This is a genomic window from Streptomyces camelliae, from assembly GCF_027625935.1.
Lineage (GTDB): Bacteria > Actinomycetota > Actinomycetes > Streptomycetales > Streptomycetaceae > Streptomyces > Streptomyces camelliae.
This window is the reverse complement of the sequence record NZ_CP115300.1, coordinates 3,624,005-3,642,643: the sequence shown is the minus strand read 5'-3', so window position 1 is coordinate 3,642,643 and position 18,639 is coordinate 3,624,005. Positions and strand designations below refer to the sequence as shown.

14 protein-coding genes and 1 pseudogene are annotated in these 18,639 nt (G+C 69.8%); 10 read left to right on the top strand and 5 right to left on the bottom strand.

Features of this window, described 5'->3' with window-relative positions; translation table 11 throughout:
• The first annotated feature begins 309 nt into the window (after positions 1-309).
• Both O1G22_RS16460 and O1G22_RS16455 read left to right on the top strand, forming a co-directional pair.
• On the top strand, positions 310-7,398 hold the full coding sequence (locus tag O1G22_RS16460) for a polymorphic toxin-type HINT domain-containing protein (RefSeq protein WP_270082059.1): 7,089 nt from the start codon (positions 310-312) through the stop codon (positions 7,396-7,398).
• Positions 7,399-7,463: 65 nt separating this feature from the next.
• Positions 7,464-7,790: a hypothetical protein gene (locus O1G22_RS16455; RefSeq protein WP_270082058.1), complete on the top strand. Its 327-nt coding sequence runs from the start codon at positions 7,464-7,466 to the stop codon at positions 7,788-7,790.
• A 117-nt stretch (positions 7,791-7,907) separates the two neighbouring features.
• Here the strand turns inward: O1G22_RS16455 and O1G22_RS16450 are convergent, their stop codons facing one another.
• Entirely contained in the window at positions 7,908-8,729 is an 822-nt protein-coding gene (locus tag O1G22_RS16450) for a hypothetical protein (protein ID WP_270082057.1), read from the bottom strand.
• A 290-nt stretch (positions 8,730-9,019) separates the two neighbouring features.
• Here O1G22_RS16450 and purN point away from each other — a divergent pair, with 290 nt between their 5' ends.
• From purN to O1G22_RS16420, 5 genes and pseudogenes are all read left to right on the top strand, one after another.
• A complete protein-coding gene (gene purN / locus O1G22_RS16445; RefSeq protein ID WP_270082056.1) occupies positions 9,020-9,658 on the top strand; it encodes a phosphoribosylglycinamide formyltransferase in 639 nt (212 codons plus the stop codon).
• Positions 9,655-11,229, top strand: coding sequence for a bifunctional phosphoribosylaminoimidazolecarboxamide formyltransferase/IMP cyclohydrolase (gene purH, locus O1G22_RS16440; protein WP_270082055.1), 1,575 nt, complete (start codon positions 9,655-9,657; stop codon positions 11,227-11,229). Before purN ends, purH begins: the two co-directional genes overlap by 4 nt.
• Before the next feature lie 141 nt (positions 11,230-11,370).
• Positions 11,371-11,535, top strand: a pseudogene (locus O1G22_RS16430) (DUF397 domain-containing protein); the annotation flags it as partial.
• 63 nt (positions 11,536-11,598) lie between these two features.
• On the top strand, positions 11,599-11,814 hold the full coding sequence (locus O1G22_RS16425) for a type II toxin-antitoxin system HicB family antitoxin (RefSeq protein WP_270082054.1): 216 nt from the start codon (positions 11,599-11,601) through the stop codon (positions 11,812-11,814).
• Positions 11,815-11,904: 90 nt separating this feature from the next.
• Positions 11,905-12,036 carry a type II toxin-antitoxin system HicA family toxin gene (locus O1G22_RS16420; RefSeq protein WP_270082053.1) on the top strand — a complete coding sequence of 44 codons (132 nt, stop codon included), beginning with the start codon at positions 11,905-11,907 and terminating at the stop codon, positions 12,034-12,036.
• Positions 12,037-12,123: 87 nt separating this feature from the next.
• On the opposite strand, the gene O1G22_RS16415 is transcribed toward O1G22_RS16420, so the two are convergent.
• The 4 genes from O1G22_RS16415 to O1G22_RS16400 all read right to left on the bottom strand — a co-directional run bounded on the left by O1G22_RS16415 (position 12,124) and on the right by O1G22_RS16400 (position 15,654).
• The gene (locus O1G22_RS16415; protein WP_270082052.1) at positions 12,124-12,642 is read right to left on the bottom strand and encodes a hypothetical protein; all 519 of its coding nucleotides are present in this window, start codon (positions 12,640-12,642) and stop codon (positions 12,124-12,126) included.
• Positions 12,643-12,687: 45 nt separating this feature from the next.
• Positions 12,688-14,208, bottom strand: a complete 1,521-nt coding sequence (locus tag O1G22_RS16410) for a protein kinase domain-containing protein (RefSeq protein ID WP_270082051.1) — start codon at positions 14,206-14,208, stop codon at positions 12,688-12,690.
• Positions 14,205-14,942 carry an FHA domain-containing protein gene (locus tag O1G22_RS16405; RefSeq protein WP_270082050.1) on the bottom strand — a complete coding sequence of 246 codons (738 nt, stop codon included), beginning with the start codon at positions 14,940-14,942 and terminating at the stop codon, positions 14,205-14,207. Before O1G22_RS16405 ends, O1G22_RS16410 begins: the two co-directional genes overlap by 4 nt.
• 151 nt (positions 14,943-15,093) lie before the next feature.
• Positions 15,094-15,654, bottom strand: a complete 561-nt coding sequence (locus O1G22_RS16400; RefSeq protein ID WP_270082049.1) for a hypothetical protein — start codon at positions 15,652-15,654, stop codon at positions 15,094-15,096.
• A gap of 270 nt (positions 15,655-15,924) precedes the next feature.
• On the opposite strand from O1G22_RS16400, the gene O1G22_RS16395 reads away from it, so the two are divergent.
• The 3 genes from O1G22_RS16395 to O1G22_RS16385 all read left to right on the top strand — a co-directional run bounded on the left by O1G22_RS16395 (position 15,925) and on the right by O1G22_RS16385 (position 18,638).
• Positions 15,925-16,779 carry a bifunctional methylenetetrahydrofolate dehydrogenase/methenyltetrahydrofolate cyclohydrolase gene (locus O1G22_RS16395; protein ID WP_270082048.1) on the top strand — a complete coding sequence of 285 codons (855 nt, stop codon included), beginning with the start codon at positions 15,925-15,927 and terminating at the stop codon, positions 16,777-16,779.
• Complete coding sequence (locus O1G22_RS16390) at positions 16,769-17,230, top strand: DUF3017 domain-containing protein (RefSeq protein WP_270082047.1); 462 nt, start codon at positions 16,769-16,771, stop codon at positions 17,228-17,230. The genes O1G22_RS16395 and O1G22_RS16390 overlap by 11 nt, the downstream gene beginning before the upstream one ends.
• Positions 17,231-17,486: 256 nt before the next feature.
• A complete protein-coding gene (locus O1G22_RS16385) occupies positions 17,487-18,638 on the top strand; it encodes an XRE family transcriptional regulator (RefSeq protein ID WP_270082046.1) in 1,152 nt (383 codons plus the stop codon).
• Position 18,639: the final 1 nt, after the last annotated feature.

Below are 18,639 nucleotides of genomic sequence, written 5' to 3'. Positions count from 1 at the left end.
CGCGCCATATCGCCTGTCTTTGAGGAGGGGAGGAGGACACGTCGGACCCTTCTGCTGTGGCCGGGCCGCTCCCGGGCCAGCGTCAAGGTAGATGACCGCCACGTGCCCGCCTCCGGGGGTAAGGGAGGCCACGCGACAATTGATCGATTCTTTTCATGATCGGGGGAACCCTTTGCGATCTTGTTGATGGCTCTTTCTTCATATTCATGGTCATGCCATGGAAATCTCTGACCTCGCGTGTGCAGAAGGCGTTCAACTCTGCACCGATTGTGTGCGTCTTTTGATGCTTTTCTGACGAGGGGTCAACCGATGTCCGTGTGGGGTGGGAAGCGGCGCGCCAGCCGCCTGCGCAGATCCGGTTGGGTTGTCTTCCTCGCCGTAGGATCCCTCTTCGCCTCCGCGGGCACGGCCGGTGCGGACGCGGTGCAGCGCACCGCGCATCACCACGCCTCCGCGCCCGACGTGCACGCCGCGCCGTCGGTGAAGGGCGTCAAGCCCGCGGCGACGCACTTCGCCAAGCCGCACGACCAGGCGACCCGGCAGTACCGTCCCACCGCGACGACCCTGCCGACGCCGCAGACCGCGACCCTCCCCGTCGCCGCGCCACACAAGTCCCTTGCGGCCGCGCACGGTTCGCCCCGCCTGCCGCTGTCGATGGAACAGGTCGCACCCAAGCACGGCCGCTACTCCGGTCCGTCTGCCGCCAAGGTGACGGTCAAGTCCCGTACAGAGGCGGCGAAGGCGGGCGTGAACGGTGTCCTGTTCACCCTCGCCCCCTCCGGCAAGGGCATCGGCACGGCACAGCTCAGCCTGGACTACTCCGGCTTCGCGCAGGCCTACGGCGGCGCCTTCGGCTCTCGTCTGCACCTGGTACGACTGCCCGCCTGTGCTCTGACCACCCCGCAGCGTGCGGCCTGCCGTACCCAGACACCCCTGCGGTCGAGGAACGACGCGCGGAGCAAGTCGGTGTCCACGTCGCTGCCCCTGAGCGGCACGTCCGGCGGCTCGTCCGGCGGCTCGTCGATGATGGTGATGGCCGCTGTGTCCGGATCGGGTGGCGGGGACGGGGGCGGTCCCTCGGGGTCCTACGCCGCGACCACGCTGAAGCCGTCGGGATCGTGGTCGGCGGGCGGTTCGTCCGGTTCGTTCACCTACTCCTACCCGATGGCCGTGCCGTCGTCGGCGTCCGCGCTCACTCCCAAGCCGTCTCTCGACTATGACTCGGGTTCGGTGGACGGGCAGACGGCGGCGACGGAGGCCCAGTCCTCCTGGGTGGGTGACGGCTGGAGCACCCCGCAGTCGTTCATCGAGCAGTCGTTCGTCTCCTGCAGCGACAGCCCCGAAGGGACCGCGTCGCCGGTCTCGACCTCGGACGAGTGCTACGACGGCCCGATCCTCACGCTCTCCCTCAACGGGTCGACGACCTCGCTGGTGTGGGACTCGTCGAAGAGCGTGTGGAAGCCGCAGAACGACAACGGCGCGGTCGTCAAGCACGTCACCAACTCGAACAACGGCACCGGCACGTACAACACCGACTACTGGACGGTGACCGAGCGCGACGGCAAGGTCTACTCCTTCGGCCGCAACGAACTTCCGGGCTGGGCCTCGGGGAAGGCGACGACGAACTCGGTCGACACGGAGCCGGTCTACTCGGCGCACTCCGGCGACCCCTGCTACAACTCGTCCGGGTTCACCTCCTCGGTGTGCACCATGGCCTACCGCTGGAACCTGGACTACGTCACCGACGTCCAGGGCGACGCGATGTCCTACTACTACAAGCAGGACACGAACTACTACGGCGAGGACAACGGCGCGCACAACGTCTCCTACGTCCGCGACTCGCACCTGGACCACATCGACTACGGCTTCACCGACGGAAACGCGTACGGCACCGTCCCGGACAAGGTGCTGTTCACCACCGGCGACCGGTGCGTGTCGGGCACGTGCGACCCGCTGAACTCCACGACCAAGGCGAACTGGCCGGACGTGCCCTACGACCTGGTCTGCGCGTCCGGTGCGACCTGTGCCGCGCACAGTCCGTCGTTCTTCTCCACCGTCCGCCTGACCACCGTCACCACCGAGCAGTACGCGGCCGCCTCCTCGGCGTATGCGAAGGTGGATTCCTGGGCGCTGACCCAGACCATGCCGACTTCCGGTGACGGCAACGCGACCCTGTGGCTGTCCGGGATCGCCCACACCGGTCAGGACACGGCCGGTGGTGGCAGCACCTCGCCCATCACGCTGCCCAGTGTGTCGTTCACCGCGGTGGACCTGCAGAACCGGGTGGACACGGTCACCGACGGTCTGCCGCCGCTGGACCGCTTCCGCATCTCGGCGGTCACCACCGAGACCGGCTCGGTGATCGGCGTGCAGTACGCCCAGACCGCGGCCTGCTCCGCCCCGGTCACCATCAGCCCGGCGTCGAACACCTCATCCTGCTTCCCGGTGTACTGGACGCCGCAGGGCTACAGCGCACCGTTCCTGGACTGGTTCAACAAGTACGTCGCGAACAAGGTCACCCAGACCGACCCCACCGGCGGCGCGCCCACCATGGCCACCTCCTACCAGTACGCCAAGCCCGCCTGGCACTTCGACGACAACGAGGTCGTCCAGAAGAAGTACCGCACCTACGGTCAGTGGCGCGGCTATGGGGACGTCAAGACCCTCACCGGTGACGGCGTCAACGACAAGCAGACCCTGGCGGAGACGACGTACTACCAGGGCATGTCGGACGACAACAACACCACGGCGGTGTCGCTGACCGACTCCCAGGGCGGCAGCCACGAGGACCTGAACCAACTGGCCGGCCAGAGTCTGGAGTCCACCTCCTACCTGGGCAACGGCGGCCCGGTGGACCACTCCGCCATCACCTCCTACTGGGTCTCTCCCGCCACCGCCACCCGCACCCGATCCGGCCTGCCGGACCTGACCGCCAACGCCGTGGAGCCGGTGGAGACCTGGACCCGTCAGGCGGTGACCGACGGCGGCACCACCACCTGGCGCATCAACGAGACCGACACCGCTTACGACGCCACCACCACGGACGCCGACTTCGGCCTGCAGACCGCGCAGTACAGCCACACGGTCCCGGCCAACGCGGCGTACGAGCGGTGCACCACGACCACGTACGCGGCCCCCAATTCCGGCGAGAACCTGGTCGGCCTGGTTGCGAGCACGGAGACCGACTCCGTTCCCTGCGGCGGCTTCACCGAGGGCAGCACGGCGAGCGTCCCGGGCTCGGTCAACACCCTGACCGCCCCGGCGACCGTCAACCGCCCGGACCAGGTCGTCTCCGCCAGCCGCACCTTCTACGACGACCAGAGCATGGCCACCACCTGGCCGCAGCCGGCGTCCCCGACGTTCCCGCAGACCTCCGCGCCCACCAAGGGCGACGCATCGGTCACGCAGCAGGCGTCCGGCTACAGCGGCGGCGCCTTCACCTGGCAGACCACCAAATCACAGGTGTACGACTCCCGCGGCCGGGTCACCGCCGCATACGACGCCAACGGCAAGAAGACCGCCACCGCCTTCACCGACGACGCCTACGGCTCGGTGACCGGCACGACCACGACCAACCCCCTGAACCAGAGCACCACCACCACGCTGGACCCCACCCGCGGCCTGCCGCTGACCACGACGGACGCCAACGGCGTGGTCACCACCGTGCAGTTCGACACCCTGGGCCGCACGACCAGCGCGTGGCTGGACTCCCGTGCCACCACCAGCCCGGCGAACTACACCTACAGCTACACAGTCTCCAACAGCGGCATCAGCGCCACCACGACGAACAAGCTCAACGACTCGTCCGGCTACCAGACGTCCACGACGCTCTACGACGCACTGATGCGTCCCCGGCAGACCCAGACCGGCACCCCGCAGGGCGGCCGTCTGGTGAGCGATACCTTCTACGACACCCGTGGCTGGAAGTCCGCCACCTACAACGGCTGGTGGGACTCCGCCACCACCCCCAACACCACCCTGGTCTCCGCGGCCAACCTCAAGGACGAGGTCCCGAACCAGGACTACTTCAGCTACGACGGCCTGGGCCGGACGCTGATCGACCTGTCGGAGAAGGACAACGTGGAGGTCTCCCGGACCACCACCGTCTACAACGGCGATCGCACCACCGTCATTCCCCCGTCCGGCGGCGTGACCAAGTCCACCGTCACCGACCCCCTCGGCCGCACCACGGAACTCGACGAATACACCAGCACGCCCACGCTGAACACCCCGTCGAACACCTTCACCGGCACCTGGTCCGTCACCGGCGGCACCAGCCAGGCCACCACCTACGGCTACGACGACCACGGCAACCAGAACAGCGTCACCGCGGCCGGCAGCACCTGGACCAGCACCTACGACCTGCTCGGCCGCGTCACGGCCAAGCATGACCCCGACGCCGGCGACAGCACCATGCAGTACGACAACGCCGGAAACCTGCTGCAGAGCACCGACTCCCGCAACAAGACGATCAGCTTCACCTACGACGCGCTGGGTCGTAAGACCGGCGAGTACGACGCCCCGGTCACCGGCCAGTCGACGTCGAACCAGCTGGCCTCGTGGGTGTACGACAACTCGGACAACGCCGTCACGGGCATGAAGTACGCCATCGGCCACGTGACCACGGAGACGGCCTACTCGGGCGGTGCCGCCTACGTCACCCAGTCCAAGGGCTTCAACGTCTTCGGCGAGTCCCTCGGCGAGACCGTCACCATCCCCTCCTCGACCGAGGGCAGCACGCTCGGCACCAGCTACACCTTCCAGCACACCTACACCACGACCACCGGTCTGCCGTTCCGCGACATCTACCCCGCGGCCGGCGGCCTGCCCGCCGAGACCGTCGGCCACACCTACTCCGGCGCCCTCGACCTGCCTTCCGGACTGGGCAGTACCTCCGGCTACGCCCAGACGACGGCCTACGACGCCTTCGGCCGGGTGCAGCAGGAGACCATCGGCATGGGCTCCAACGAGGCCTGGATCACCAACACCTACGACCCGCACACCAGCAAGCTCACCGACCAGCTGGTGACGCGCTCCACGGCCACGCCCACGAACGTGGACGAGCAGGCGTACACGTACGACCCGGCCGGCAACATCACCAAGCAGACCTCCACCCGGCTCGGCTCCACCACGTCCACCGAAACCCAGTGCTACCAGTACGACAACCTGGACCGCCTGACCCAGGCCTGGACCGCGACCGACTCCTGCGCGGCCACCCCGTCCGGCACGAACTCCTCCACGGTCGGCGACGCCCTGGACACGAAGGGCGCGTACTGGACGAGCTGGAGCCTGGACGCACTGGGCAACCGCACCGGTGAAGTCCAGCACTCCACCACCGGCGGCACGGACACCACCACGACCTACGGCTACAACGGCAACAGCACCAACCAGCCCCACACCCTGACCTCGACCGACACCACCGGCGGAGCCACCGCCTCCACCACGGCCACCTACGACAGCGCCGGCAACACCCAGACCCGCACCACCCCCGCCAACGGCACCCAGACCTTCGCCTGGGACGACGCCGGCCGCCTGACCGGCATCACGGGCGGCACCAAGGGCGACAGCCACTACCTCTACGACCCCGAGGGCAACCTCCTGCTCCAGAAGGGCCCGTCCAGCACCACCCTCTACCTGCCCGGCGAGCAGCTCACCCTCGACACGACCAGCGGCACGGTCAACAGCAACCGCTACTACACCCTCCCCGGCGGCGGCCGCGCCGTCCGTACCGGATCCACGGCAAGCGGCAGCACCAGCACCTACACCTTCCAGATCCCCGACCAGCACGGCACGGCGGGCCTGTCCCTGGACTCCACGGCACAGACCCCGACCTGGCGCGAGTTCACCCCGTACGGCGCTCCGCGCGGCACCACCGTCACCTGGAGCGACAACCGCGGCTTCCTCAACGCCCCCACGGACACCAACACCGCCCTGTCCATCATCGGCGCACGCCAGTACGACCCCACCACCGGCCGCTTCATCAGCCTCGACCCCCTCTTCGAGGCCACCGACCCGCAGCAGATGGCCGGTTACGCCTACGCGGGCGCCAACCCGGTCACGAACTCGGACCCGACCGGAATGATCCTGCGTAACTCGGACGGCTCGGAGTGCAGCGGCGGCTGGAACGAGTGCGGACCGGGCAGCGTCGACACGAGCGGTGTCGACATGAGCGGGGACAACGGGTGCTCCGGCGAAGGTGACAGCCTGCCCTGGAATTGCTACGGCTTCACGCCTTCCGAGTACGGCAGCGCCGAAACCGACACCTGGCACGGCACGCCTCCCCCCACCTACGAGAACGACCACCTGTCCGACCCGATCGTTGTCCATGTCCCCGTAGCCCCGCACGACAAGGGCACGTCGTGGTGGAAGAGCGGCTTGGACCTCCTCGGGGACGCCGGCAAGTTCATCTACCACGCATCGGGAGCCGCCGACGTCGTCGGCTGTCTGAAGGACCCCAGCTGGGGAGGCTGCACCAAGGCCGCCTTCATGGTGGTGCTCACGGTCGGTACGGGCGGCGAGGACGAAGTCGTCATGATGGGCGCCGACGCCCTCGAAGACGGCGCGGCCGACCTGGCCACCTCGGGCGACGAACTCATGGGCGTCGCCTGCAAGCTCAGCTTCAGCCCGTCGACCCGCGTGCTGATGGCCCACGGCAAGACCAAGCCCATCGCCAAGATCAAACCCGGCGACAAGGTGGAAGCCGGAAACCCCCAGACGGGCAAACACCAAGGCCCGCGCACCGTCCAGCACGTCTGGATCAACCACGACCACGACCTGCTCGACGTCACGATCCGCACCAAGGACGGCCACACCGCCACCGTCCACACCACGGCCAAGCACCCCTTCTGGGACGACACCATCCACCAGTGGGTCCTTGCCGGAAAGCTCCACCGCGGCGACGCCCTCAACACCGCCACCAACGGCCACGTCCATGTCGTCGCCATCCGCACCACCCCGGGCGCGGCAAATCGGTGGAACCTGACCGTCCAGCAGCTCCACACGTACTATGTTCTGGCAGGGGCCACGCCAGTCCTGGTTCACAACTGCAAAGAGGGTGTTGCGACGCTGCATTATCACGGCGAGGGGAACCACTTCAGCATTGAGGTCACGGACGGCGAGACTGTGACGCACACCCATCTCATGCCTCACGATGGAGAAGCCGTCGTCTCTCCATATGACGGCCCGCCGAGCATCATGAGCCGGGACCTTGACCTCCCGAACGCAGAGGCCGCTCTGAAGTTCCAGGAGGAAACCCAGGGGAGCTGGGGTCCATATCATCCGCTGGGGAATAGCTGCCTGACATACTGTGCGAGTGTTCTCAGAGAGGGAGGGGCTGAGGTGCCGGAAGGGAAGGCGGCCATTCCATGGGCGAGGAAGTTCCTTTCTGGTGGTGAGTAGACTCCTCGTTGGCGGAGTGGCGGCCGGCGTCTCCGGATTCTGGTCCCGATGCACAAGGAAAGCGAATGGCTGTAAGAAACTCTGAGGCGCTCGAAGTGTTCCTTCAGGTGGCCGCTGATTCGCGAGTCTCATGGCGTGCCGTCGAACTCGCGGGCCGCGGAATCGCGGCGGACGCGGCAGGTGTCATCTGGGTGATGTCGGCAGGGAAACTCTCGCTGGACGGGGAAAAGTTGACTGATCTCCTCATCGAGCAGGGGGATCTGGTCGACGCACTTGCTGATTCATGGCGGTCGTTCGATGGTGGAGATATCTCTGGCACGGATTTCGAGATGCGCCTAGAGGGATTCGTCCTGGGGCTTGAGGGGTGGATTTCCAGGGCCGCCCAAGGGTGATTGTTTCCAAAATCAGGGGCCCCGCCTGCTTCGATTGCTTGCGGGGCCTCTGAGCTGTCTGACGGCAGTAGTCGAAGGCGAGCGGATGTCCCGCTCACACCGCCCTCACACCCCGCCTCAGCCGTTCCCGACCCCCAGCACCCCCCGCAGCTGCTTCGGCAGGTGCTGGTCGCAGGACTGCTTGGCCTCGTGGGTGAGGGCGTCGTTCACGCACGTGTAGTAGTCGCGGTAGACGAACTGGACGGTGAAGGTCGAGGCCACCAGGACCAGGGCCAGGGAGGCGGTGACCAGGCCGCCCACCGCCGCCGTCACCTGGGGGCGGCCGGTGCCGGGGGCCGGCGGGGTGTTCGGGTCGGGGGTGCGGGGCTTGGCGCGGAGGGAGCTGACGCCCCAGTACAGGGCCAGGGCACCCAGGAGCAGGGCCACGTACGGCCAGCCGAACAGGACGAAGAAGACCGACCACATGCCGGAGAGCAGGGCGTAGCGGGCGCGGCGCTGGGCCGGGTCGGTGGGGTCCCAGCGCATGCCGCGGCCCGAGCCCGGTCCGTCGCCGGGGCCCTGGGAGCCGCCGGAACCGGGGCGCTCGCCGAAGCCGCCGGGGGAGCGGCCGGGCTGGCGGTCGCTCCACTGACCGCCCCACGGGGAGCCGCCGCCAGGGCCACTGCCTCCCCAGGGGTCGCCGCCCCCGTTGCCCCCGTTGCCCGAGCCGGAGTCGCCCGAGCCGCCCTCAGGGCGTCGGGGCTGCCACGGCCGGTCCGGGGTGCCCTCCGGGGGCGGGGCGAAGGGGTTGTCCGACTGGTGCCCTGTGCCGTGCCCGTTGCCGTCCCCCGGCGCCTCCGGCGGGGAGGTCGGGCGCTCCCGCAGCAGGACGGCGCCACGCTCTCCCCCCTGGTCGGGGCGCGAGGGAAACGTGAGGAGTCGCAGGCTGCGATCGGGCATCAAGAGAGCGTCTTCCCCTAGGTGGATACGGCTGGATCCGGCTGGATACGGCTGTCCGATGTGAGCTTCCACCCCGGAAACGCACCGCACCGCGTGCGCGTTCCCGAGCCGGTTCCTCCCGAACGCTACCTTCCGGCCAGACCCCCGTCCCCTGGGGGCTGCCCGGTGTGCCGGTATCGTTGCTGGCGGTCGGCTGCTTCGTAGAGTTCCCCGTATCCAGGGGCGCGAAGCATTCGTACGAATGTACAAGACCCAGGTCGTATCCGAGATCCCGAGAAAGGGCCTCCTCCGTGGCCGCCACCCACGCTGCCCCCGCGGTCAAGCGTCTCGTCGTGCTGGTCTCCGGATCCGGCACCAATCTTCAGGCGCTGCTCGACGAGATCGCGCGCACCGGAGCCGAGCAGTACGGCGCCGCGGTCGTCGCCGTGGGGGCCGACCGTGACGGCATCGAGGGGCTCGCCCGTGCCGAGCGCGCCGGGCTGCCCACCTTCGTCTGCAAGGTCAAGGACTTCGGCGGCCGGGAGGAGTGGGACGCCGCCCTCACCGAGGCCGTGGCCGCCTACGAGCCGGACCTCGTCGTCTCCGCCGGGTTCATGAAGATCCTCGGGAAGGAATTCCTCGCTCGGTTCGGCGGGCGGATCGTCAACACCCATCCCGCCCTCCTCCCCAGTTTCCCCGGGGCCCATGGCGTCCGCGACGCGCTCGCGTACGGCGTCAGGGTCACCGGCTGCACCGTCCACTTCGTCGACGACGGCGTCGACACCGGCCCGATCATCGCCCAGGGCGTGGTCGAGATCCGGGACGAGGACGACGAGAGCGCGCTGCACGAGCGCATCAAGGAAGTCGAGCGAAGGCTGCTCGTCGAGGTCGTGGGGCGGCTCGCCCGCAACGGCTATCGCATTGAGGGACGAAAGGTAGTTATCCAGTGACCGCCCAGACCAACGACAGCAGCAGCAAGCGGGCCATCCGGCGCGCGCTCGTCAGCGTCTACGACAAGACCGGGCTGGAAGAGCTGGCGCAGGGGCTGCACGAGGCCGGTGTCCAGCTCGTCTCCACCGGCTCCACTGCCTCCCGGATCGCCGTCGCCGGCGTCCCCGTCACCAAGGTCGAGGAGCTGACCGGCTTCCCCGAGTGCCTGGACGGCCGGGTCAAGACCCTGCACCCCAAGGTCCACGCGGGCATCCTCGCCGACCTGCGGCTGGACAGCCACCGCGAGCAGCTCGCCGAGCTGGGCGTCGAGCCGTTCGACCTCGTCGTCGTCAACCTCTACCCCTTCCGTGAGACCGTCGCCTCGGGCGCCTCCGACGACGAGTGCGTCGAGCAGATCGACATCGGCGGCCCGTCGATGGTCCGTGCCGCCGCCAAGAACCACCCCTCCGTCGCCGTCGTCACCAGCCCCGAGCGGTACGCCGACGTCCTCGCGGCCGTGAAGGACGGCGGTTTCGACCTCACCGCCCGCAAGCGGCTCGCCGCCGAGGCCTTCCAGCACACCGCCTCCTACGACGTCGCCGTCGCCTCCTGGTTCGCCTCGTCCTACGCCCCCGTCGACGAGTCCCAGTTCCCCGACTTCCTCGGCGCCACCTTCGAGCGCGAGAACACCCTGCGCTACGGCGAGAACCCGCACCAGCCCGCCGCCCTCTACGTCGACGGCACGGGCGGCCTCGCGGCCGCCGAGCAGCTGCACGGCAAGGAGATGTCGTACAACAACTACACGGACACGGACGCCGCGCGCCGTGCCGCGTACGACCACGACGAGCCCTGCGTCGCGATCATCAAGCACGCCAACCCCTGTGGTATCGCGGTCGGTTCGGACGTCGCCGAGGCGCACCGCAAGGCGCACGCCTGCGACCCGGTCTCCGCGTACGGCGGTGTCATCGCCGTGAACCGCCCGGTCAGCAAGGAGATGGCCGAGAAGGTCGCGGACATCTTCACCGAGGTCATCGTCGCGCCGGACTACGAGGAGGGGGCCCTCGAAGCCCTCACCAAGAAGAAGAACATCCGCGTCCTGAAGGCCCCGAGCGCGCCCTGCAACCGCGTCGAGGCCAAGCAGATCGACGGTGGCCTCCTGCTCCAGGTCACCGACCGCCTCCAGGCCGACGGCGACGACCCCGCCAACTGGACCCTGGCGTCCGGCGAGGCCCTGAGCGAGGCCGAACTGGCGGAGCTGGCCTTCGCCTGGAAGGCCTGCCGCGCGGTCAAGTCCAACGCGATCCTCCTCGCCAAGGACGGCGCCTCGGTCGGCGTCGGCATGGGCCAGGTCAACCGCGTCGACTCCTGCAAGCTCGCCGTCGAGCGGGCGGGCGAGGAGCGCGCGCGGGGCTCCTACGCCGCGTCCGACGCCTTCTTCCCCTTCCCGGACGGCCCCGAGATCCTCATCAACGCCGGTGTCCGGGCAATCGTCCAGCCGGGCGGGTCGATCCGTGACGAGCAGGTGGTCGAGGCCGCGCAGAAGGCGGGCGTGACGATGTACTTCACGGGCACGCGTCACTTCTTCCACTGAGTTCGCACCACACCGTTTTGCCGCTGGGGCCGTGCTCCACGCCCCAGCGCTCGGCCACCGCGTCGACCAGTAACAGGCCCCGGCCGGACTCCTCGTCCGCGCCGGGGCTTCGTCGCACCAAGCCTCGTCACTTGGCGCAAGAGCAGCTACAGCAGCGACACGGCCGGCGACTGCGTCGAAGTAGCCGATGCCCCGCAGGGAGTCGTCCCCGTCCGCGACTCCAAGACCCCCCACGGCCCCATCCTCCTCATCCCCACCCCCGCCTGGGCCCCCTTCCTCGACCTGATCAGAAACAGTGAGCTCTGACCATTACGGGTGACTATGGGCAGAGCCGCTGCCGGGGAGGAGGGTGAGTGCCAGACTGGCGGTATGGCTGACACACTGCACCTGACCGCTGCGATCACTCACGAGGGTGAGTGGTACGTGGCCCGCTGTCTCCAGGTCGAGGTCACCTCCCAGGGAGAGACCATCGAAGAGGCCCGGGAGAACCTGCGTGAGGCGCTGGAGCTCTACTTCGAGGACGCTCCCGCTCCCGAGGTCACCGACGTGATCACTGCCCCCGTCGAAGTGCGGCGCGTCGCATGAGCCCTGCTGTCCCCGCAGACCTGTCCGGCGTGGCCATTGCCAAGGCCCTGGAGCGGGGCGGATTCGAGCACATCACCACCCGTGGCAGCCATGCCAAGTACCGCATGCGGCGAGCGGACCGTCATCGTGCCTCTCCATCGCAGCCTCGCGCCCGGCACCCTTCGCTCCATTCTCCGCCAGGCCGACTGGACCGTGGACGACCTGGAGCAGCACCTGAAGTAGCGCCACGCCACACCGAGCACAGAAGTGACGGCCTCCGGCCCTCCCCCGAGGGAGCCGGAGGCCGTCTGGTCTGCTAGGCCACCGGGGTCAGCAGGGCCGCAGGGAGTAGACCGGGTCCCAGTTGGCCGTGCCGGCTTCGTAGGCCGTCGAGGTCCAGCGGAGGCTGCCGTCCTGGTTGTAGAAGCGGGCGACCGTGCCCGGGGTCTGGTTGTTGGTGAACGGGCCGTCGCCGGTCCAGTTCTGGACGGTCCACGTCTGGCACTTGTAGAAGTCGAACTTGGTGCCGTTGACGAGCATGCACAGGTGGCCGTAGGCGCAGTCCAGGTCCTTGGCGCTGACCTTGCCCTTTGCGGCCTTGGTGAGGGTCAGGCCGTCGTAGCGGACCTGGTCGGCGGAGGACGAGAGCGCCTTCGGGTGGCCGGCGAGGACGTGGTCGGCGACCTGCTGGACGCTGGTGACCCGGGTGCCGTCCGGGGCGGCGGCCGTGGCCGCGACCGTGGAGCCGGCGACGAGAGCGGTGGCCGCGATGAGCAGTGCGGCGGGCTTGGCAGGAACTGATCCGGTCGCTCCGCCGTGATGCCGTGGCGCCCCGGTGGAGTGGTCCAACAGTCCCAGTCGTCCCCGCCCGCCGGTACCTCTGAAGTCTCAGGGTCACTTCTTTCCCGGGGGCGCGTACTCCTGGAGGTAGTGGGCGACACGGGCGCAGTAGTCGCGGTACTTCGGGGGAACTCCGCCCGTGTCGTTCACCTTCCCGTACGACGTCCGGTACGACGCGGCGAGCAGCACCCGCCGGTCGCCGGGCAGGCCCGGTTTCAGGCGGGGGTCCATGTAGCACAGGTAGCGGCCCATGGCCGGGATGGAGACGGAGGGGGTGAGCGGGGGAGTGGTGGTCGCGGACGCGGGGACGCCGTTGTCCTGCATCCACCAGCGCAGCACGTCGGGGGTCCAGCGGGCGATGCCGTACTCCATGTTGCCGGGGTCGGAGAGGTTCGGGTCGAAGTCGCTCTCCGACTTGAGCATCGCCGCGATGAGGACGGGGGTGACGTCGGGGCGGGTGCAGAAGTGGGCGGCATCCACGATCAGGCGGCGGTACTGCACCGGGACGCCCTTGTCGGTACGCAGCTCCGCGGCGCCGTAACGCGCCAGGGCGGCCGTGTCGGTGTCGTCCGCCATCCAGGTGCTGATGCCGTAGCCGAGGGCCGCGAGGGCGACGGTGGCGGCGGCGATCACCACCGGCCGGCGTCCGCGCCGGGGGAACGGGCGCGGGGAGCGGGCCGTACCGGCCGCCGCCGCCACGCGACGTAGCAGCGCCTCCGTGGTGATGCGGTCCGCGTGCGTACGGGTCAGACAGGCGCGGACGATCTCCCGCCAGCTGTCCGGCAGTTCGGCGGACAGGCGCAGCTCGTCGGTGCCGCGCGCGTAGGCGGCCGCCGCGTCACGGCGGGCCGACGGGGTGGCGCCGGGGAGCGGAAAGGAGCCGGTGAGGACGAGATGGGCGAGGACGCCGAAGGCCCAGACGTCGGCGGAGGGGCGGATCCGTCGGCCGCGCTCTCCGATCTCCGCCCACAGCAGCTCGGGCGGGGTGTAGTCGGGGGTGGAGAAGGCGGGGGTGTAGGCGTGGGTGCCCTCCAGTTCGGCGGCCATGTTGAAGTCGGTGAGCTTGGCCGAACCGTCCGCCATCAGCAGCACGTTGGCCGGTTTGAGATCGCCGTGCACCCAGCCGGCGCGGTGCAGCTGGGCCAGGCCCTCGCAGATCTGGGCGAGCAGGGCGGGACCGGCCGCCGGGCGGGGGTCGGTGGCGAGCAGGGCGGACACGGACCCTTCGCCGCGCTCCAGGACGAGGACGGTGGCGCCGTCGAGGGCGGGCCGGGCGGGGTCGTCCAGGACGAGGGTCTCGTACATCCGGATCAGCCGGGGGCGGCGCAGCCGGCGGTGCAACTCGACCTCGCGGTCGATGAGTTCGCGCAGGTGGGCGAGCTGGCGTGGGGTGTTGGTGCCGGTGGGCAGGAACTTGAGGGCGGCGGTGGCGGGCAGGTCCGGACAGCCCGCGGAGTTCTCGGCGCGCCGGGCCGCGTACACGCTGCCGAAGGCGCCCGTCGCGATCGGCTCGCGCACCTCCCAGACACCGGCCCGGTAGCCCCTGGGCACCGGTACGGCGTACGGCTCGGTCACCGGGCTGCCCGACTGGCCGACGTGGTCAGCACGACCAGGTCGTCCTCGCGCACGACGTCGAACCGGAGCGCCAGGGAGACCAGGGACTCCTTCTTTCCGTTGAGCCGGGGTCCCGGATCGGCGCTCTCCGGACCGGGTTTGAGCCGCAGCTTCACGGCGAGGTAGTCGATGTTCCACTGCACGGACGTGCGGGACGCGGAGGGCCAGTTGGGGCGCAGCCGGTCCACCACCTGGTCGACCGTGGGCAGCGGGGCGTGCGGGTCGCCGCGCAGGCGGGGTTCGCACAGGGCGGCCAGGACGGCGAAGTAGCGCTTGGTGCGGTCGACGGAGAAGGCGGCGGCGGTGGTGTCGCCGTCCGGTCCGCCGTCGTCGCTCACGTAGTCGTGGCGCGGGGCCCAGACCTCGATGGGCAGCAGGTCACCGGCGGCGGGCAGGACGATCCGGGAGAACTCGAAGGGGACGGGTGCGTCCAGCCGGCCCGGCCCGACCTTGATGTGCTCGCCGGCGCCCTCGGGGTTCTCCACGACGTACGTCTGCCGCGCCGACAGGTTGCTCAGTATCCAGAACGTGCCCTGGGCGGTGAGCTCACCGGCCCGGCGCGAGACCCCGTCGTGCGGGATCGGCAGGCCGCTCTCGGGCGCCCGCCCGAAGCTGAGGCGTTCGCCGGGGGCGAGGTGGATCTGCTGGCGGTCGTCCTCCGTGGTCGGCGGAGGTACGACGATGATGCTGTACACGGTGCGTCTCCCCGTGCCTGACGGTTAGCCGGGTCAGTACGGCTACCCCGGCCAGCCTAGGGGGACACACCAGGGCCGTGCCTCCCCTCTGATGGGTGAGACACGGCCCTGGATGCTGATTGGCGCGAACTGGTCTGTCCCGCGCACCGGTTCAGTAGCGCGGGCGGTTGAACCAGGCCTTGCCGTTGGAGCCGCCCACGAAGCAGGCGATCAGGATGCCGAGCACCAGGTGGAAGATGCCCGCGAACGTGAACGGGAAGACCGCGATCACCGCGGTGAGGATGCCGAAGACCAGCGCCGTGACGCGCAGACCGTTGCCGCCGGTGTTGAACCTCGACGCCAGCACGGCCGCCCACACCAGCCAGGCGAGCGCGAGTACCGCGAAGGCCCACATCTCACCGGGCTGGTAGTCCCTGAGGGTCGACGGGAGGGATATGGAGCTGTCGTCCTTGGCTTTCTTGATGACCACACCGGCGTAGGCGAAGATCGCCACGCCGATCACCTGGAAGCCGACGATCACCCAGAGCAGTACGCGCGCCGCGCTGACGTTGCCCGGCATGGCGGTCATCGGGGCGCCCATGCCGTACGACTGCTGGACGGGCGGCGCGGCCGGGTAGCCGTAACCGGGCTGCTGCGGCTGCTGCGGGTAACCGTAGCCCTGCTGCTGGCCCTGCGGGGGCCCGTAGGGGTTGTTCGGGTCGCCGAAGCTCATGGTGGTGTTCCTCCGATGGTCGAGTGCGGGGACGAGGCGCGGCACCGCACGGAGGAATCGTTTCTACAGATGCGGTTCGTCCCCCCGATGAGCTGCCCGCTGCACTGTGTGCTCATCGTTCTTGACCGGATATGGGCTTGTCCAGCCGAAGAGTGGAGGTGTTGTGCAAGTGCAACACGGTTGATCAAAGGGCGGGTGGAGTGGTATCCGGATGGGAACCCTGGGCCTCCGGATTGGAACCGAGGCCCGGTCATCCGCGAGGATGGGGGTATGACCGCCCAGATTCTCGATGGCAAGGCCACCGCAGCCGCGATCAAGTCCGATCTGACCGCCCGCGTGGCGGCGCTGAAGGAGAAGGGCGTCACGCCCGGCCTCGGCACGATCCTGGTCGGGGACGACCCCGGCAGCCAGAAGTACGTCGCCGGCAAGCACCGCGACTGCGCCCAGGTGGGCATCGCCTCCATCCAGCGTGAACTGCCGGGCACCGCCACCCAGGAGGAGATCGAGGCGGTCGTCCGCGAGCTGAACGAGGACCCTGCCTGCACCGGTTACATCGTCCAGCTGCCGCTGCCCAAGGGCATCGACGAGAACCGCATCCTGGAGCTGATGGACCCGGCCAAGGACGCCGACGGGCTCCACCCGATGAACCTCGGCCGCCTCGTCCTGAACGAGCCGGCCCCGCTGCCCTGCACCCCCAACGGCATCCTGTCCCTGCTGCGTGCCCACGGCGTCGAGATCAAGGGCGCCGAGGTCGTCGTCGTCGGGCGGGGCGTGACCATCGGGCGTCCGATGCCGCTGCTGCTCACCCGGCGCAGCGAGAACGCCACCGTGACCCAGTGCCACACCGGCACCCGCGATCTGTCCGCCCACCTCAAGCGGGCCGACATCATCATCGCGGCCGCCGGCTCCCCGCACCTGATCCGCGCCGAGGACGTCAAGCCCGGCGCCGCCGTCCTCGACGTCGGCGTCTCCCGCAACGCCGAGGGCAAGATCCTCGGCGACGTCCACCCGGACGTGACCGAGGTGGCCGGCTGGATCTCCCCGAACCCCGGCGGTGTGGGCCCGATGACCCGGGCGCAGCTGCTGGTCAACGTGGTCGAGGCGGCGGAGCGCAGTGCCGGCTGAGGGCGCCCGCGCGGGGGCGGCCACCCGCGGCACGCAGCCGGCCGAGGGGGGTCCCGAGCGGCCCACCCGTCGCTTCCCGCGGATCACGAGGGACACCGCGCGGCCCGAGGGCGGCGGCCGCGCCGCGTCCGGTGCCGCGCCGGCCCCTGCCCGGCAGTGGCCGCTGCTGGTCGTGCTGGGCACGGTCGCGCTCGGCCTGCTGCTGACCTCGCTGGACCAGTTCCGTCCGGGCACGCTGCTGATCGGCGTCGCCCTGCTGGCCGGCGCGGGTCTGCGCTGGCTCCTGCCCGGCGTCGGCATGCTCGCCGTCCGCTCCCGGTTCACGGACATCAGCACCTACGGCGTCCTCGGCCTGGCGATCGTCCTGCTCGCGATGATGGCCCAGCCGAATCCGTGGCTGCAGATCCCGTTCCTGAAGGACCTCCTGCACGTGACGCTCAGCAACAAGTAGCGCCGCCCGTGTACGACGGTTCGCCCCCACCCCCGAAGGGGGGCGAACCGCCGTCCGGATTCAGCCTTCCTCCCGTGAACTGCCTGTTCAACGCCTGTCCTTGCGCTGTGGCACGGAAGTGACCGTTCCGCTACGGTGTCCGCGCGCGCCGTCCATGCTCCCGCGCGCCCCCACGCCGGGAACTGGGATCCGTAGGCAGGGCATCCTTGTGGGTAGCCAGGACGGGGAACGGGCTGGGGAACGTAGGGGGGAAGCGATGCCTCGTTGGAAAGATCTGCCGGACGATCTGGATCCGCAGATCAAGGAGTTCACCAGTCAGATACGGCGGCTCGTGGACCGCAGCGGGCTGAGCGTCGCGGCCCTCGCGGACCGCACGGGCTACAGCAAGACCTCCTGGGAGCGGTACCTCGGCGGCCGGCTCCTCGCACCCAAGGGCGCGGTCGTCGCGCTCGCCGAGGTCACCGGCACCAGCCCCGTCCATCTGACCACGATGTGGGAGCTGGCCGAGCGCGCCTGGAGCCGGTCGGAGATGCGGCACGACGGCACCATGGAGGCGATCCGCATCTCCCAGGCCCGCGCCGCGCTGGGGGAGTTCGGCGCGGCGGAGGCGACCGGGGGGCCGTCGGGGCGGGTGTCGGGGCGGCCGTCGGGGCGCAAGAACGGCAGCGTGACGGCGACTCCGGGCATCGCCGGTCCGGCGGGTGTCTCACCGACGATCCCGCCCCAGCCGACGGGCGCCGACGCCGACGCCAGGGACGCCGAGGGGAGCGGGGGCAAGAGCGCCGAGCGCAGGGCCGATTCGTGGGGGCCGACCGGGTATCAGGGGCCGCCCCGGGCGAACGCCCGGCCCGGCTCGGATCCGGGCGACCCGCGGGCGCCCCGGCCGGCCGAAGGTGCGCCGGAGCCGGGGAGCGGGGGCCGGCAGCGGCTGATGATGTTCCTCGCGGGGCTCGTCGGTGTGCTCGTCGTCATCGCCGCCGTCTTCTTCTTCACCGACCGCAGCGGCGGCAAGCACCAGGACGCCGCCGCCCCGCCGCCGTCGCCGACCGCCACCCGCCACGCGAGCCCGCCGGCAGGGGGCAAGTGCGCCGGCTCCGCCTGCACCGGCAAGGACGCCGAGGCGATGGGATGCAGCGGCGACCTGGTGAGCACCGCCAAGACCGCCACCGTGGGCACCACCACCCTGGAGGTCCGCTACAGCAAGGCCTGCGGCACCGCCTGGGGCCGGATCACCGGGGCCACCCGGGGCGACAAGGTGGAGATCTCCGCGGGCTCGGTCCGCCAGACGGGTGAGATCACCGCGACCGGCGACGCCATCGCCTACACCCCGATGGTCGCCGTGCAGAACGCGGCCGACGCCAAGGCCTGCGCGACCCTCGCCTCCGGGCGGACAGGGTGCACGAAGTGAC